Source organism: Allobosea sp. P4_C6, assembly GCF_056402015.1.
Map to the genome: position 1 here is coordinate 126,394 of NZ_JBFUIF010000003.1, position 16,135 is coordinate 142,528.

Below are 16,135 nucleotides of genomic sequence, written 5' to 3' on the forward strand. Positions count from 1 at the left end.
CCTTTCGGGCCGCTGACGGAGATTGTCTTCAAGCTGGAGAACTCCAGCTCCTGCCCTCACTCCCAGCTGAGCGCGCCGCCGTTCTGATATTCGATGACGCGGGTCTCGAAGAAGTTCTTCTCCTTCTTGAGATCCATCGCCTCGGACATCCACGGAAACGGGTTCTCGGTCTCCCCGAAGACGGGCGCGAGGCCGAGCTGGGCGCAACGGCGGTTGGCGATGAAGTGCATGTACTGCTCGCAGAGCGCCGCATTCAGCCCGAGGAAGCCGCGCGGCATCGTGTCCCGGCCATAGGAGGCTTCCAGCTCGGCCGCATCGCGGATCATGCCGCGCACCTCGTCCTGGAAGGCCCTGGTCCAGAGATGCGGGTTCTCGATCTTGATCTGGTTGATCACGTCGATGCCGAAGTTCAGATGGATCGACTCGTCGCGCAGGATGTACTGATACTGCTCGGCGATGCCGACCATCTTGTTGCGCCGGCCGAGCGAGAGGATCTGCGCGAAGCCGGTGTAGAACCACATGCCCTCGAAGATCGCGTAGAAGGTGATCAGGTCGCGCAGCAGCGCCTGGTCGTTCTCGGGTGTCCCCGTGCTGAAATCGGGGTCCTCGATGCTCTGCGTATGCTTCAGCGCCCACGCCGCCTTGTCGGTGATCGAAGGCACCTCGCGATACATGTTGAACAGCTCGCCCTCGTCGAGGCCGAGACTCTCGACGATGTACTGGAAGGTGTGCGTGTGGATCGCTTCCTCGAAGGCCTGGCGCAGCAGATATTGCCGGCATTCCGGGTTGGTCAGGTGGCGATAGATCGCGAGCACAATGTTATTGGCGACGAGGCTCTCGGACGCCGCGAAGAAGCCAAGATTGCGCTTGAGCATGCGCCGCTCGTCCTCGGTCAGCCCGTCCTTCGACTTCCACAGCGCGATATCGGCCTGCATCGAGACCTCGGTCGGCATCCAGTGGTTGTTGCAGCCGGCGAGATACTTCTCCCAAGCCCATTTGTACTTTAGCGGCAGGAGTTGATTCACGTCGGCGCGGCAGTTGATCATCCGCTTCTCGTCGACGCTGACGCGCCCGCCGGTGCGGTCGATGGCGCCCAGCCCGGTGGCGTCGGCCGCGGGTGTCGGGTTGGTCAGGATGGCGGGGTTGGCCGGGGTCGCGGGCTTGGTGTCGGACCAGTCGAGCATGGGAAAATTCCGTTCGTGAAATGAAGGGCGTCATGCTCGGGCCTGACCGAGCATCTCCGGCCAAAGGAGGGGTCCAGCGCCCTCCTCCGGTCGAGATTCTCGGGTCTGCGCTTCGCTTCGCCCGAGAATGACGGCGGTTGTTACTGGCAGGCTTCGCAGGTCGGGTCGTCGATCGAGCAGGCGTTGGGCACGGCCATGCCGTTCTCCAGCGGGATATCGACCAGGATCGGCGCGGCCACGACAGGCGCCTTTGCTGCGACCGGCACGCCAGACGAGACCGCGTTGAGCTTGCCGTCCGTCCCCTTCAGCGTCGACTTCTCGACATGGGTCGCCGAAAGCGCGCGCAGGTAATAGGTCGTCTTCAGGCCGAGCCGCCAAGCCAAGCGATAAGCCTCGTCGAGCTTCCGGCCCGAGGGCTGCGCCATGTAGAGGTTGAGCGACTGGCCCTGGTCGATCCATTTCTGCCGGCGCGCCGCGGCGCGGATGAGCCAGCTCGTCTCGATCTCGAAGGAGGTCGCGTAGAGCGCCTTGAGGTCGTCCGGAACGCGGTCGATCCCGCTGACCTTGCCGTCATAGTATTTCAGGTCAGAGACCATCACCTCGTCCCAAAGCCCCCTCGCCTTCAGGTCGCGCACGAGCCCGGCATTCACCACGGTGAAGTCGCCGGACATGTTGGCCTTGACGTAGAGCTGGCTGTAGGACGGCTCGATCGACTGCGAGACGCCGACGATGTTGGAGATCGTCGCGGTCGGCGCGATCGCCATCGTGTTCGAATTGCGCATGCCGATGGTCTTCACCCGCTCGCGCAGCGGCTCCCAGTCCAGCGTCGCCGAGCGGTCGAGCTCGACATCGCCGTCGCGGGCTTCCGAGAGGATGTCGAGCGAGTCGATCGGCAGGATGCCCTTCGACCAGAGCGAGCCCTCGAAGCTCGGATAGCGGCCGCGCTCGGCGGCGAGATCGACCGAGGCCGAGATCGCATGGAAGCTGATAGCCTCCATGGAGCTGTCGGCGAAGGCGACCGCGCCTTCCGAAGCCGCCGGCAGGCGCAGGGTCTGCAGCGAGTCCTGGAAGCCCATGATGCCGAGGCCCACCGGGCGATGGCGCAGGTTGGAACGGCGCGCCTCCGGGATCGTGTAGAAATTGATGTCGACGACATTGTCGAGCATCCGCATGGCGGTCTTCACCGTCTTCGCCAACCGGGCCTGGTCGAGCCCCTCCGCCGTCACATGGGCAAAGAGGTTGACCGAGCCGAGATTGCAGACCGCGACCTCATCGGCCGAGGTGTTGAGCGTGATCTCGGTGCAGAGATTGGACGAATGCACGACGCCGGCATGCTGCTGAGGCGAGCGCAGATTGCAGGCATCCTTGAAGGTGATCCAGGGATGCCCGGTCTCGAATAGCATGGTCAGCATCTTGCGCCAGAGATCGAGCGCGGCCACGCGCTTGAACACCTTGAGCTCGCCGCGGTCGGCCTTGGCCTCATAGGCTTCATAGGCCGCCTTGAACGGCTTGCCGTAGAGGTCGTGCAGGTCCGGCGTCTCGTCGGGCGAGAACAGCGTCCACTGGCCGCCGGCCGCGACGCGCTGCATGAACAGGTCGGGAATCCAGTTCGCCGTGTTCATGTCATGGGTGCGGCGGCGGTCATCGCCGGTGTTCTTGCGGAGATCGAGGAACTCCTCGATGTCGACATGCCAGGTCTCGAGATAGGCGCAGACCGCGCCCTTTCGCTTGCCGCCCTGGTTGACCGCGATCGCCGTGTCGTTGGCGACCTTCAGGAACGGCACGATGCCCTGGCTCTCGCCATTGGTGCCCTTGATATGGGCGCCCAATCCGCGCACCGGCGTCCAGTCGTTGCCGAGACCGCCGGAATACTTGGCCAGAAGCGCATTGTCCTTCACCGCCTTGAAGATGCCGTCGAGATCGTCGGCAACGGTGGTCAGGAAGCAGGAGGACAGCTGCGGGCGGAGCGTGCCCGAATTGAACAGCGTCGGCGTCGAGGCCATGAAATCGAAGGACGACAGCAGATCGTAGAACTCGATCGCCCGCGCCTCGCGATCGATCTCGCGGATGGCGAGGCCCATCGCGACGCGCATGAAAAAGGCCTGTGGCAGCTCGAAGCGGTTCCCGCGGACATGCAGGAAGTAGCGGTCGTAAAGCGTCTGGAAGCCGAGATAGTCGAAATGCAGGTCGCGCTCGGGCTTGAGAGCGGTAGCGATGCGGGCGAGATCGAAACGGCCGAGTTCGGGATCGATCAGCTCGTTCTCGATGCCGGTCTTCACATAGGCATGGAAGTAGTCGGCATAACGCCCTGACATTTCGGCCTGCGTCGCCTGTTCGGCATGGCCATGGACGAAGCTCAGCGCCTCGCGCCGCAGCTTGTCGAGCAGGAGCCGCGCCGAGACCTGGGCATAGTTCGGCTCGGACTCGATCAGGGTGCGCGCGGCCAGGATCGGGGCGAGCGCCAGCTCGTCGAGCGAGATGCCGTCGTAGAGATTGCGCTGCGCCTCGGCGAGGACCGGTTCCGCCAAAACGCCATCGAGCCCGGCGCAAGCTTCGCGCACCACCTTGGCCAATCGCCCGGCATCGAGCGGCACCAGCACGCCGTCGGCGAGCTTCATCTGCAGCGACGGGGCTGCGGCTGCGGCGGGCTTCGCCTCGGCCAGCGCCCTCGCCCGCTCCCGCGTCCGCTCGTCGCGATAAAGCACATAGGCGCGGGCGACCTTGTGATGCTCGGAGCGCATCAGCGCGAGTTCGACCTGGTCCTGCACGTCCTCGATATGGAAGGTGCGCCCGGCATCGGCGCGGCGCGTCAGGCCGGCGACGATCTGCGTGGTGAGGTCGGCGACGATGTCGTGGATGCGGCGCGAGGCGGCGGCGCTCGAGCCCTCGACAGCCAGGAACGCCTTGGTCAGGGCCACCGCGATCTTGGAGGCGTCGAAGGGCGTGACCGCGCCGTTGCGGCGGATCACCTGGAAGCCCGGCTCGCTCGCAGCGGCGCGCGGCTGCGAAACGGTTTCGGCACTGTACGACGCCGGCGCAGGCCGTTCGGCTTCAACGGAAAGAGACATCGGCTCCAAACCCCAAGATCAAGATGTTGGGGGCAAAGGCCAAGGCGGACGCGTGGAAAGGGCGCGCGACAAAGAGAGGCCGCGACCTGCCAGCGCACCACCGGGACACCCCGCCCGAGGACGTTAACTAGGGTCGCGGCAGGTCTCCTGGCTCGCGGGTCGTCGTTCTCGTCCGTCTTCCCAAGGCCTTGCGACCTCAGTGACTTAACGCTGGACGAGAACTCACCGCTGACAGTTGCGGGGGCAGCGCCGGCTTCGCACCGGCTTCCCTCTTAGCTCTCGATCTTGCGATTCGAGAGACCGTGACCACTACATTTAGCGGTCATTTCCATTCATCCGTCAATTCTCGTATGTGCTGGATACAAGCCGTTGTGGAAAGCGGGGATGAATGGCTCAGCAGCTGCCGTCGAACCCCTGAAGTGCCGCGCACGCACACGCAACGCCACCGGCGCTCCATCTGAACCACCTCAGGCGAACTGAACGTCGATCTCAGGGCCAGCCTTGCGGACCACATGCGCGAAACGCGAGAAGTTATCGGCTTCGATGGCGAGCTTGAAACGGCTGGGCACCCCGGCCGAATCGATCACGGCAAGGCTGGCGCCCTCGTCGGAAAGGCGTTTGACGGTACAGTCTATCACCGAGCGGCCACCGTTGAACACGATGCTGCCGGCCTTGAGCACGCGCCGACCGAAGGGCGAGCTGCTCGCAGCGCCTGCATGGGCCGCAATGCAGCGATTGCGACCCGCGGTCTTGGCGGCATAGAGCGCCTCGTCAGCCTGCTGAAGCACGGCTTCGAGGTCCGATGCGGCAGTTGAAAGCGCCGCGATGCCGAAGCTCGCGGTCACGGCGAACGGCCCGTCGACGCCTTCGAAGCGCTGGGCGGCGATGCTTTCCCGCAGCTTCTGCGCGACGCTGAGAGCGGCCTGCAGCCCCGTATGCGGCAGCAGGATCGCGAATTCCTCGCCCCCTAGGCGCCCGATCAGGTCGCTCTGGCGCAGCAGGTCGCGGCAGGCGGCCACGGTGCCGGCCAGCACGGTGTCCCCGCCGGCATGGCCCTGCGTGTCGTTCACCGTCTTGAAGTGGTCGAGGTCGAAGGCGATACAGCTCGTCTCATGGCGATGGCGCAGCGCGAGGGCGATCGCCTTGCCGGCTTCATTGCGGAAGGCGCGGCGTGAGAGTGCGCCGGTCAGGACATCGGTGGACACCAGCAGACGCAACCGGAGCTCGTCCATCACGATCGCGGCGAGATCGGCGAGGATCGCAACATCCTCTCCATTGAAGGCGCGGGGCGCGGTGTCCATGGCGCAGAGCGTGCCGATATTGTGACCGCCCTCGCCTCGCAGCGGTATGCCGGCATAGAAGCGCAGATGCGGCGCGCCGGTGACGAGTGGGTTGTCGGTGAAGCGCGGATCGGCACGGGTATCGGGCACGATCAACGGCTCGCCACGGCGGATCGTGACATCGCAGAGCGCGCTACGCCGATCTCCTTCGCAATCGGACAAGCCCTCGCGCGACTTGAACCACTGCCGGTGGCCGTCGAGGAAGGTCACGGTCGCCATCGGCACCTTCAATGTGCGGCGAACGAGGCGCGTGATCCGGTCGAAGGATTCCTCTCCCGGCGTATCGAGGATGTCATACTGCGCCAGCTCGTCCAGGCGGGCCTGCTCGCTCGCGGCGGCGGGGACGGACATGGTTGCTCCCGATTCGATCTTATGCTTATGGCGCGAAGCTCAACGCGTCGGCGTAAAAGAGACGTAAACGGCAGCGTCGTCAGGTGCTTTTGCCGTCAGGCTGGCGGAGTTAGAGGCCCTTAATATGTCAGAGCCTACGGTGTCGACAGCCAGCCCGGCTCCCCGGAGCAAGGTCGTCCAGTCCAACGCGAAGCGGCCATGAGCGAGAGCGTCCAGGGCTCGATCACCAACCAGCCGGCACGATCCGGCTCAACCGCGCGTATTGCCGGAACGGGTGCGCTCGGCAACGGCCTCGCCGGCTTCGGCCTGTTCGTGCTGATGATGTCGCTCCAGCCCTTCGCCGGGCCGCCCGAGGCGACTGCGCCAGGCGAATCCACGGGCAATATCGTCAACCAGATCGGCTATTTCGTCCTTGGCCTCGCATTTTTGGTCGCGATGCTGAGCTTGACGCAGCGGGYGGTTCTGGCTCGGCTCGGCAGCGGCAGTTGGGCGATCATCTTCGGCATCGCAGCGCTTTCAGCCGCCCAGTCGCTCGATCCGACCGCGTCCTTGCGCGGACTTCTGCTCGCGGCGATCGTGATGACCATCATTGCCGGCGTGCTTGTCCTGCCGCGCGACGAACGAAGCTTCGCGACCGCCGCAGCCAATGCCTGCCTCTTGCTGCTGGCACTGGTCTACGGGGCGCTACTGCTCGCACCGCATCTCGCCGTCCACAGCTCGGAAGGCGCCGAAGGCGTCCATGCCGGCGACTGGCGCGGCCACCTCAGCCACAAGAACTTCGCGGCACCGGTTTTCTCGATCATGGCGATGTTCGGCATCTACGCCTGGCGCAGCGGGTTGCGCTGGCGCGGCGGCCTGATCGTGGCGCTCGGCGTGCTCTTCGTGCTCAACAGCGGCTCCAAGACGACACTGGGCTTCCTGCCGCTGACGATCGGCCTCGTATTCCTGAGCCGCATCACCGGACGGCCCGGCCTGACGATCCTGCTGCACCTCGTCCTGGTCGCGGCCATCGCCGCCCTGACCGTCGGCTCCGTCATCTCGCCGCAGCTCCACGCACTCAGTGCGGCGCTGATCTCCGATCCGACCTTCACTGGCCGCGACGAGATCTGGAAATTCGCGCTCCGGCACATCGCCGAGCGGCCCTGGCTCGGCTACGGCTACGCCAGCTTCTGGCAGACGCCGATCGTCACCGGCCTCGAGGAGAACTTCGAGGCAAGCTGGGATGTGCGCGGCATCGGCTCCGGCCACAACAGCTATCTCGACGCGGCGTTGGCCTTCGGCGTCCCGGGTGCGGCGGTGATGATCTATCTGCTCATGGGCAAGCCGCTGCTGAACTATCTCGCGAGTTGGCGTGCGCCGGCCAATCGCAGGCTTGCCGATCTCTTCGTCATGATCGTGATCTTCATGACCTATGTAGGCATGCTGGAAGCGTTCCTGCTCAATCGCGCCGACCCGCTCTGGGTGCTGTTCGCGCTGGCGGTGATGGGGCTTTCGCTGACGGCGCGGATGCGCACTGTCGCGACACCGACTTGATCCTGCAGCTAAAGCGGCTTCCGTCCGACCGTCGCGGCATGCCATGCAGGGCGCGGCAATTCCATCAACCGCCTGCTCGAGACCTCCCATGCCCCAGACCTCAATCTCCTTCGGCCTGATCGGCGCCGGTATCATGGGCGAGCGCATGCTGCGCGCAGCGCTCGACCAGCCGGCCGCGGCCCTGCAGGTCTCCGGCATCTGGGACCCCTCCTCCGCGGCCATGGAACGGATCGCGACCGCCCTGCCCGCGGTCCCGCACCAGCCCGACGCCGCTGCCCTGATCGCCGCCAGCGACTGCGTCTACATCGCCTCCCCGCCCACCTCCCATCTCGCCCATGCCCGGGTGGCGCTTGCCGCCGGCAAGGCCGTGTTCTGCGAGAAGCCGCTGGCGGTCGATCTCGCCGATGCACGCGCCTTCGTCTCGGAAGCGAAGGAGCAAGGCGCCGTGAACTTCCCCTTCGCCTCCTCCCCGGCCGTCGGACGGCTGCAGGAATGGATCGCCTCGGGCGTCGTCGGCACGCCCCGGCGCATCTCGATCGAGGTCGCCTTCGCGACCTGGCCGCGCTCCTGGCAGGCCGATGCGGCCGGCTGGCTCGACGGGCGGGTGCAGGGCGGTTTCACCCGCGAGGTCGTCTCGCATTTCCTGTTCCTGACACGTCGTATCGCGGGGCCTTTCGCCGGCCTCGCTGGCAAGGCTGTCTATCCCGAGCCCGGCAAGAGCGAGCGCCGCATCGAGGCGACGCTGACGGCAGGCGCGCTGCCCGTCACCCTCACCGGCAGCGTCGGCACCACGGCGAAGGACGACCACAACGTCTGGACGCTCGAAGGCGACAAGGGCGCGGTGCGCCTCTGCGACTGGTCGCAGGCCGAGCGGCGTCTAGCCGAYGGCTCCTGGGAGCGCGATCCGGAGGCTCTCTCGCAGAACGAAGCGCGCCCCCTGGCGCTGCGCCGCCAGCTCGAAGGCGTCGCGAAACTGACGCGTGGCGAGCCGCATCATCTGGCGACGTTGCGCGAGGCGCTGGACGTGCAGGAGATCGTCGAGGCGATCCTGAAGAGCGCCTGACGATAGGTCGATCCGGGCGGCGCCCTCCCTTCGTGCCGGACGCTGCCGAGATGGCAAAATTTTGCGACGGATCGGCCCAAAACTCCTTCTTCAGGATAATTCTACTCTACAGCGTCGATAATACGAAAAAACCGACTACCTGATGTGAATTGAGCCATACCCCGCCTGTAGCGTAAAATCCTGTTCGGAAGACCGAACGGGGATGGGCGTTATCGTGGCAGTTCTGAACGTCGTCGATCGACAGGGCCGGAGTCATGCACTGGAAGCCGTAGAAGGCTGGCGGGTCATGGCGCGCGACGGGCTGACGCTGACTCTGCCGGAGGCCGCGTAATGGCCGCCGCGACGAAACGCGTGCCGCTGCCCGCGATCCTGCTCGCCAACGACCTGCTCGACGGCGATGTGGTGTTCGCGAGCAATGACGGCGCCGACGCTCTGGCCTGGACGCGYGATCCGGCGCTGGCGCTCGTCGCCGCCGACGACCCGGCAGCCGACCGGCTCGAAGCCTTCGCCGCCGCAGAGCTTCGCGGAAACAGGGTCGTCGACGCCTATCTCGTCGATGTGGCGGTCGAAACCGGCCGCCCGATTCCACGCCATTTTCGCGAGCGCTTCAAGACGCTCGGCCCCAGCAACCGACCCGATCTCGGCAAGCAGGCCGGTGAAGGCATCGCCTCCGGGCCGAAGGGCTGATCCATGTATCGTTATGACGAATTCGACGAGCGTTTCGTGCGGGAGCGGGTGGCACAGTTCACCGATCAGGTCTCGCGCCGGCTCGACGGCTCGCTGACCGAGGACGAGTTCAAGCCGCTCCGGCTGAAGAATGGCGTCTATCTCCAGCTTCACGCCTATATGCTACGGATCGCCGTCCCCTACGGCACGCTGAACTCCCGGCAGCTGCGCCAGCTCGCGCTGATCGGCGAGCGCTATGACCGCGGCTACGGCCATTTCACCACCCGCCAGAACCTGCAGTTCAACTGGCCGAAGCTGCGCGACATCCCGGAAATCCTCGGGCTGCTCGCCGATGTCGAGATGCATTGCATCCAGACCTCGGGGAATTGCATCCGCAACGTCACGGCTGATCATTTCGCCGGCGTGGCGCAGGACGAGATCGAGGACCCCCGCCCGACCGCCGAATTGATCCGGCAATGGTCCTCGGCCCATCCCGAGTTCAGCTACCTGCCGCGCAAGTTCAAGATCGCGGCGACCGGCGCCGAGCATGACCGCGCCGTGACCAGGGCGCACGACATCGGGCTGCGCCTGCGGCGCCATCCGGACACGCATGAGGTCTGCTACGAGGTCAGCGTCGGCGGCGGGCTCGGCCGCACGCCGATGATCGGCAAGGTCGTGCGCGACTACCTGCCGAAGAATGACCTGCTCGCCTATCTCGAGGCGATCATGCGCGTCTACAATCTCGAAGGCCGGCGCGACAACAAGTACAAGGCGCGCGTCAAGATCCTGGTCCACGAGACCGGCGCAGAGGAATTCACCCGCCGCGTCGAGGCCGAGTTCGCGCAGCTCGACGGCCCGTCGATCAATGCCGATCCCGAAGAGCTGGCGCGCATCGCCGCCTATTTCGCACCGCCGTCCTACGAGACGCTGCCGGCCGTGAGCAACACGCTGGAAGCGGCCAAGGCGACCAATCCGGCCTTCGCCCGCTGGGTCGAGGTCAATACGACGCCGCACAAATTGGCGGGCTACACCGCGCTGACGATCTCGCTGAAGCCGCTCGGCCAGGCGCCGGGAGACGCGACCAGCGAGCAGATGCGCCTCGTCGCCGATCTGGCCGAGCGCTATTCCTTCGACGAGTTGCGCGTCACCCATGCGCAGAACCTCGTGCTGCCGCATGTGCGCCAGCGCGATCTCCTGACAATTTGGCAGAAGCTCGGCGAGGCCGGGTTGGCCGCCGCCAATATCGGCCTCGTCACCGACATCATCGCCTGCCCCGGCCTGGATTACTGCGCGCTGGCGACGGCCCGCTCGATCCCGATCGCTCAGGCGATCCAGCAGCGTTTCGCCGAGGATGCCCGCCAACGCGAGATCGGGCCACTCGGCATCAAGATCTCCGGCTGCATCAACGCCTGCGGCCACCACCATGTCGGCCATATCGGCATTCTCGGCCTGGAAAAGCGCGGCATCGAATCCTACCAGATCACGCTCGGGGGCGACGCCACCGAGAACGCCGCGATCGGCGAAATCCTGGGGCCGGRCCTCGCGGCTGAAGACGTGCCGGACGCGATCGAGAGGATCGTCTCCGTCTATCTGGCGGAGCGCACCGACGGCGAGAGCTTCATCGACAACGTCCGCCGCATCGGCCTCGGGCCATTCAAGACAGCATTCCAGGAGACCGCCCATGCCGCTGCTTGATCGCAATGGAAGCCGGGACGATCGCTGGACCCGCAGCGATGGTGCCGCGATCGGCAACATCCCGGCGGCGCTCGTGCCTTGGGAGGCTCTGACGGAAGCGCTTGCAGCGCAAACTCCTGATCAGGAGATCGGTGTGATCCTGCCGAACTCCGTCCCGTTCGCCGAACTCGCGCCCTTCCTGGCGCGGCTCGCACTCGTTGCCATCGCCTTCCCGGCCTATTCGGACGGGCGCGGTTTCAGCCTCGCCCGGCAGGTCCGCCGTGCCGGCTTCGAGGGCGAAATCCGCGCCAATGGCCCGCTGATCGCCGATCAGTTCGCCTATGCCCTGTCCAGCGGTTTCGACACGATCGAGCTGCCGGAGGCGAGCGCGGCGCGCCAGCCGGTTCCGCAATGGCTGCACGCGCGCGAATCCTTCAGCGCCACTTATCAGCGCGGCTATGACGGCGCCGAGCGCAATATTCTCGACCGTCGCAAGGCGGCGCGGGCCGCATCCGGGATCGCGGCCGAATGAGCACGGCATCGACCACAAGCAGGCGCGGCGACACAGGCCGGGCGAGCCCCATCAATATCGCGGAGGACAGCATGCACGCGGAGATCGAGGCACTGCTTCCGGCACGGCCGGCGACCGAGGCGCGCGGGCGCTGGTTCGATCTTTGCTTTCGCCTTATCATCCTGGCACTGGCCGCGCTGTGGCTATTGACGCCACCGGCGGGGGGCGAGCCCGGCGCGACGAACGAGAAGGCCGTGGCGACGACGCGATGACCGAAAGACAGCCGACGACGACCCCGGGGCGAATCGAGCCGCTGGCCACGCTGCCGCTCTTCCACAAGCTGGACGGGCGCAAGGTCGTTCTGGCCGGCGCGACCGAAGGCGCGGTGTGGAAGGCCGAGCTGCTCGCTGCCGCGGGCGCCGAGCTGCATGTCTTCGCCGAAAGCGAGACGGCGCTGTTCGCCGATCTGTCGAATAGCGAAATCAATAACCGCGTGCATGTCCACGGCCGGGGCTGGCGGGCCAGCGATCTCGATGGAGCGGCGCTCGCCGTTGCCGATCTCGATGATTCCGACGCGATCCGCGCCTTCGTCGCCGCCGCGCGGCAGGCCGGCGTGCCGGTCAACATCGTCGACAAGCCGGACTACTGCGATTTCGCCTTCGGTGCGCTGGTCAACCGCTCGCCGCTGATCGTCGCCGTCTCGACGGACGGTGCCGCCCCGGTCTTCGGCCAGGCGATCCGCACCAAGATCGAGGCACTGCTCCCGGCCGGCCTCAAGAACTGGGCACAGGCTGCGGCCGATTGGCGCCCGGCGGTCCAGGCCCGCGAACTACCCTTCACGCTCCGCCGCGCCTTCTGGGAGCTCTTCGCTGCCAGGGCGATGGCCGAGCCCGAGCGCAAGCCCGGCCCGCAGGACGAAGCGGAGCTTTTCGCACGGCTCGCGCAGATCGAGGCGGTGCATGACGGCAAGGGCCGCGTCACGCTGGTCGGCGCCGGCCCCGGCGATCCGGAACTGCTGACGCTGAAGGCGATCCGCGCGCTCCAGAGCGCCGACATCATCCTCTATGACGACCTCGTCTCGCCCGGCGTGCTCGAACTGGCGCGGCGCGAGGCCAAGCGCATGCTCGTCGGCAAGACCGGCTACGGCCCCTCGGTGAAACAGGGCGACATCAACGCGCTGATCGTCTCGCTCGCCGCCTCAGGCAAGCATGTGGTGCGGCTGAAAGGCGGCGACCCCGGCATCTTCGGCCGCGCCGGCGAGGAGATCGATGCGTGCCATGCCGCCGGCATCCCGGTCGCGATCGTGCCCGGCATCTCGGCTGCGCAGGGCGCGGCCGCCTCGCTCGGGCTGTCGCTGACCCATCGCGACCATGCAAGGCGCCTGCAATTCGTCACCGGCCATTCGCGCAAGGGCGAGCTGCCTGAGGATCTGGACTGGCGCTCGATGGCCGACCCGGCCGCCTCCACGGTGATCTACATGGCCCGCGCCACCCTGCCCGGCTTCCGTGAGCGCGCGATTGCTGCTGGGCTCGATCCGCAGACGCCGGCCGTCGCCGTGCTGTCGGCGACGCGGCCCGACGAGGCGCGTATCGCCGCGACCATCGCGACCCTGCCGGAAAAGCTCTCGGAACTGCCGGCCAGCGGGCCGGTCCTTGTCCTGCTCGGCCATGCCTTCGGTTCGCTTCTGGCCGTGGCGAATCCAGCCGAGGATCGCCGCCGGGCCTGAGAGCCGCCGATGGTTTGGGCGACGGCGGGAACGCCATCGCGGTAGATGCGTTTTCTCTTCCAGCGCTTCAATTTGGAAGGGCCATACTGCCCTAAATCATTGAGAATAGGCCGTAAATTCAGTACGTTTCGTTTGTTATTCAGAACGGATAGAAGATCGCCCTTGCGACTTCGTCGTGCACACAACGGAGCCCTGACATGACGCGACCCGTATTTCGCCGCCTTCTTAGGGCCGGGCTGGTTCTGGGAGCGTTCACGCTCTGCTTCGGCGTCGTCGCCGGCGCGCGCGCCCAGACCGAACTCCTGAACGTGTCCTACGATCCGACCCGCGAGCTCTATCGCGACCTCAACGCGGCATTCCTCGAAGAATGGAACGCCAAGAATCCCGATAAAAAGATCAGCACGATCCGCCAGTCGCATGGCGGCTCGGGCGCCCAGGCCCGCACCGTCATCGATGGCCTCAACGCCGACGTGGTGACGCTGGCGCTGGCCGGCGACATCGACGCCATCGCCGAGCGCTCGAAGAAGCTGCCGCTCGACTGGCAAAAGCGCCTGCCGCACAACTCCTCGCCCTACACCTCGACGATCGTCTTCCTCGTCCGCAAGGGCAACCCGAAGGCGATCAAGGACTGGGGCGATCTGGTGAAGCCGGGCGTGCAGATCATTACGCCGAACCCGAAGACCTCGGGCGGGGCGCGCTGGAACTACCTTGCCGCCTGGGCCTATGCCGAGAAGGCGTTCAACAAGGACGACGCGAAGGTGCGCGATTACATCGGCAAGCTCCTCGCCAATGTCCCCGTGCTCGACACCGGCGCGCGCGGCGCCACCACCACCTTCACCCAGCGCGGCATCGGAGACGTCTTCCTGTCCTGGGAGAACGAGGCCTTCCTGGCGCTGAAGGAATTCGGCGCCGACAAGTTCGACATCGTCGTCCCCAGCCTGTCGATCCTCGCGGAGCCGCCGGTTTCGCTCGTCGACGCCAATGTCGACGCCAAGAAGACCCGCGAGCCGGCGCAGGCCTATCTCGATTTCCTCTACACGCCGAAGGCGCAGGCGATCATCGCCCGGAACTTCTATCGCCCGCGCAACCCCGAAGCGGCCGATGCGAAGGACGTCGCCAATTTCCCGAAGGTCGAACTCGTGACGATCGATGGGGCCTTCGGCGGATGGGCAAAGGCGCAGCCCACCCATTTCGGCGATGGCGGCACCTTCGACCAGCTCTACAAGCCGGCTCGTTGACCCCATGATGGCGGCGACGACGCCCTTCCGCTGGCGCGAGCCCAGCATCCTGCCCGGCTTCGGGCTGGCGCTCGGCATCACGGTGACGGCGCTGTCGCTGATCGTTCTGATACCGCTGGCCGCTCTGTTCCTGAAGGCGGCCAGCGCCGGCCCCGCCGACATCTGGGCGGTGGCCACCTCGCCGCGCACGCTGGCCGCGCTCCGGCTCTCCTTCACCGGAGCGCTGTTCGCCGCGCTGGTCAACGCCGTGTTCGGGCTGATCCTGGCCTGGGTGCTGGTGCGTTACGAGTTTCCCGGCCGGCGCTTGATCGATGCGGCGGTGGACCTGCCCTTCGCCTTGCCGACGGCGGTGGCCGGTATCTCGCTCGCGGCGATCTACGCGCCGAACGGTTGGGTCGGCTCGCTGCTGGCGCCGCTCGCCTTCCGCGTCACCATCCCCTTCACCGATCTCTCCTTCGGCTTCGACGGCAAGGTCGCCTATACGCCCCTCGGCGTGATGGTAGCTCTGATCTTCATCGGCCTGCCCTTCGTCGTGCGCACCGTGCAGCCTGTGCTGGAAGAGCTGCAAAGCGATGTCGAGGAAGCCGCGGCACTGCTCGGCGCCAGCCGTTTCCGGACGATCTTTCGGGTGATCCTGCCGCCGGTCCTGCCGGCACTTATGACCGGTTTCGTTCTCGCCTTCGCGCGGGCCGTCGGCGAATACGGCTCGGTGATCTTCATCGCCGGCAACGTCCCGATGGTCTCGGAGATCGCTCCGCTGCTGATCGTGATCCGGCTCGAACAGTTCGACTATGCCGGCGCGGCCGTGGTGGCGACGATGATGTTGCTGATCTCGTTTGCGCTGATCCTTGCGGGCAACCTGATCCAGGCCCGCGCCCGCCGGAGGTTCGGCGATGTCTGACGCGACGCTGCCCTCGGCCGCCAGGCCAGCCACCCGCAGGGCGCACGGCGAAAGCTTGGGTGTGCAGATCGCCCTGATCGCGATCTCGCTCGCCTTCCTGCTGCTGTTCCTGCTGCTGCCGCTCGTCACCGTCTTCGTCGAGGCCGGTGCCAAGGGCTGGGCGGCTTATCGCGCCGCGATCATCGAGCCCGACGCATTGGCGGCGATCCGGCTGACGCTGCTCGTCGCGGCGATCGCGGTCCCGTTCAATATCGTCGTCGGCATCGCGGCGGCCTGGGCGGTCGCCAAGTTCGAGTTCCGCGGCAAGAATCTGCTGATCAGCCTGATCGACCTGCCCTTCTCGGTCTCGCCGGTGATCTCCGGCCTCGTCTTCGTGCTGCTCTTCGGGGCGCAAGGTTATTTCGGACCGTGGCTGCAAGCCAACGATCTCAAGATCGTCTTCGCGTTGCCGGGGCTGATCCTGGCGACGGTCTTCGTCACCTTCCCCTTCGTGGCTCGCGAACTGATCCCGCATATGCAGTCGCTCGGCTCTGCCGACGAGGAAGCGGCGCTGACGCTTGGTGCCTCGCCCTGGCGCGTCTTCTTCTCGGTGACGCTGCCGAACGTGAAGTGGAGCCTGTTCTACGGCGTTCTGCTCTGCAACGCCCGTGCGATGGGTGAATTCGGCGCCGTCGCCGTCGTCTCCGGCAAGATCCGCGGCCTGACCAACACCATGCCGCTGCACATCGAGATTCTCTACAACGAGTACATGGGCGCGGCCGCCTTCGCGGTGGCCTCGCTGCTGGCGGGGCTCGCCCTCGTCACCCTCGTGCTCAAGAGCTTGCTGGAATGGCACTACGGCGATGTGATCGCCGCCAGCCGCCATCACTGACCCACAGAC

The 16,135-nt window shown here is 66.2% G+C and carries 13 protein-coding genes and 1 riboswitch; of the genes, 10 read left to right on the forward strand and 3 right to left on the reverse strand.

Annotation, left to right across the window (positions count from 1 at the left end; all coding sequences use genetic code 11):
- Positions 1–56 precede the first annotated feature (56 nt).
- The 3 genes from AC1DVA_RS03480 to AC1DVA_RS03490 all read right to left on the reverse strand — a co-directional run bounded on the left by AC1DVA_RS03480 (position 57) and on the right by AC1DVA_RS03490 (position 5,943).
- Positions 57–1,184 carry a ribonucleotide-diphosphate reductase subunit beta gene (locus tag AC1DVA_RS03480; protein ID WP_476804979.1) on the reverse strand — a complete coding sequence of 376 codons (1,128 nt, stop codon included), beginning with the start codon at positions 1,182–1,184 and terminating at the stop codon, positions 57–59.
- 140 nt (positions 1,185–1,324) lie between these two features.
- Positions 1,325–4,252 (reverse strand): ribonucleoside-diphosphate reductase subunit alpha, encoded by a 2,928-nt coding sequence (locus AC1DVA_RS03485; protein WP_476804980.1) that lies wholly within the window; start codon positions 4,250–4,252, stop codon positions 1,325–1,327.
- A gap of 120 nt (positions 4,253–4,372) precedes the next feature.
- Positions 4,373–4,572: riboswitch (cobalamin riboswitch) on the reverse strand.
- A 147-nt stretch (positions 4,573–4,719) separates the two neighbouring features.
- On the reverse strand, positions 4,720–5,943 hold the full coding sequence (locus AC1DVA_RS03490) for a sensor domain-containing diguanylate cyclase (protein WP_476804981.1): 1,224 nt from the start codon (positions 5,941–5,943) through the stop codon (positions 4,720–4,722).
- A gap of 198 nt (positions 5,944–6,141) precedes the next feature.
- On the opposite strand from AC1DVA_RS03490, the gene AC1DVA_RS03495 reads away from it, so the two are divergent.
- The 10 genes from AC1DVA_RS03495 (at position 6,142) to cysW (ending at position 16,126) form a co-directional block, all read left to right on the forward strand.
- On the forward strand, positions 6,142–7,476 hold the full coding sequence (locus AC1DVA_RS03495) for an O-antigen ligase family protein (RefSeq protein WP_476804982.1): 1,335 nt from the start codon (positions 6,142–6,144) through the stop codon (positions 7,474–7,476).
- Between the two features lie 88 nt (positions 7,477–7,564).
- Positions 7,565–8,539 carry a Gfo/Idh/MocA family protein gene (locus AC1DVA_RS03500; RefSeq protein WP_476804983.1) on the forward strand — a complete coding sequence of 325 codons (975 nt, stop codon included), beginning with the start codon at positions 7,565–7,567 and terminating at the stop codon, positions 8,537–8,539.
- A 330-nt stretch (positions 8,540–8,869) separates the two neighbouring features.
- On the forward strand, positions 8,870–9,226 hold the full coding sequence (locus tag AC1DVA_RS03505; RefSeq protein WP_476804984.1) for a DUF2849 domain-containing protein: 357 nt from the start codon (positions 8,870–8,872) through the stop codon (positions 9,224–9,226).
- Between the two features lie 3 nt (positions 9,227–9,229).
- Entirely contained in the window at positions 9,230–10,900 is a 1,671-nt protein-coding gene (locus AC1DVA_RS03510) for a nitrite/sulfite reductase (protein WP_476804985.1), read from the forward strand.
- On the forward strand, positions 10,887–11,411 hold the full coding sequence (locus AC1DVA_RS03515; RefSeq protein ID WP_476804986.1) for a DUF934 domain-containing protein: 525 nt from the start codon (positions 10,887–10,889) through the stop codon (positions 11,409–11,411). The genes AC1DVA_RS03510 and AC1DVA_RS03515 overlap by 14 nt, the downstream gene beginning before the upstream one ends.
- 71 nt (positions 11,412–11,482) lie before the next feature.
- Positions 11,483–11,662, forward strand: a complete 180-nt coding sequence (locus AC1DVA_RS03520) for a hypothetical protein (RefSeq protein ID WP_265053512.1) — start codon at positions 11,483–11,485, stop codon at positions 11,660–11,662.
- A complete protein-coding gene (gene cysG, locus AC1DVA_RS03525; RefSeq protein WP_476804987.1) occupies positions 11,659–13,116 on the forward strand; it encodes a siroheme synthase CysG in 1,458 nt (485 codons plus the stop codon). The genes AC1DVA_RS03520 and cysG overlap by 4 nt, the downstream gene beginning before the upstream one ends.
- A 197-nt stretch (positions 13,117–13,313) precedes the next feature.
- Complete coding sequence (locus tag AC1DVA_RS03530) at positions 13,314–14,354, forward strand: sulfate ABC transporter substrate-binding protein (protein WP_265053514.1); 1,041 nt, start codon at positions 13,314–13,316, stop codon at positions 14,352–14,354.
- 7 nt (positions 14,355–14,361) lie between these two features.
- Entirely contained in the window at positions 14,362–15,255 is an 894-nt protein-coding gene (cysT, locus tag AC1DVA_RS03535; protein WP_476804988.1) for a sulfate ABC transporter permease subunit CysT, read from the forward strand.
- Entirely contained in the window at positions 15,248–16,126 is an 879-nt protein-coding gene (cysW, locus tag AC1DVA_RS03540; protein ID WP_476804989.1) for a sulfate ABC transporter permease subunit CysW, read from the forward strand. The genes cysT and cysW overlap by 8 nt, the downstream gene beginning before the upstream one ends.
- Positions 16,127–16,135 lie beyond the last annotated feature (9 nt).

Coding starts and splice junctions, on each gene's coding strand:
- AC1DVA_RS03480 (WP_476804979.1), bottom strand. CDS start 1,184: ATGCTCGACTGGTCCGACACCAAGCCCGCGACCCCGGCCAACCCCGCC.
- AC1DVA_RS03485 (WP_476804980.1), bottom strand. CDS start 4,252: ATGTCTCTTTCCGTTGAAGCCGAACGGCCTGCGCCGGCGTCGTACAGT.
- AC1DVA_RS03490 (WP_476804981.1), bottom strand. CDS start 5,943: ATGTCCGTCCCCGCCGCCGCGAGCGAGCAGGCCCGCCTGGACGAGCTG.
- AC1DVA_RS03515 (WP_476804986.1), top strand. CDS start 10,887: ATGCCGCTGCTTGATCGCAATGGAAGCCGGGACGATCGCTGGACCCGC.
- AC1DVA_RS03520 (WP_265053512.1), top strand. CDS start 11,483: ATGCACGCGGAGATCGAGGCACTGCTTCCGGCACGGCCGGCGACCGAG.
- cysG (WP_476804987.1), top strand. CDS start 11,659: ATGACCGAAAGACAGCCGACGACGACCCCGGGGCGAATCGAGCCGCTG.
- AC1DVA_RS03530 (WP_265053514.1), top strand. CDS start 13,314: ATGACGCGACCCGTATTTCGCCGCCTTCTTAGGGCCGGGCTGGTTCTG.
- cysT (WP_476804988.1), top strand. CDS start 14,362: ATGGCGGCGACGACGCCCTTCCGCTGGCGCGAGCCCAGCATCCTGCCC.
- cysW (WP_476804989.1), top strand. CDS start 15,248: ATGTCTGACGCGACGCTGCCCTCGGCCGCCAGGCCAGCCACCCGCAGG.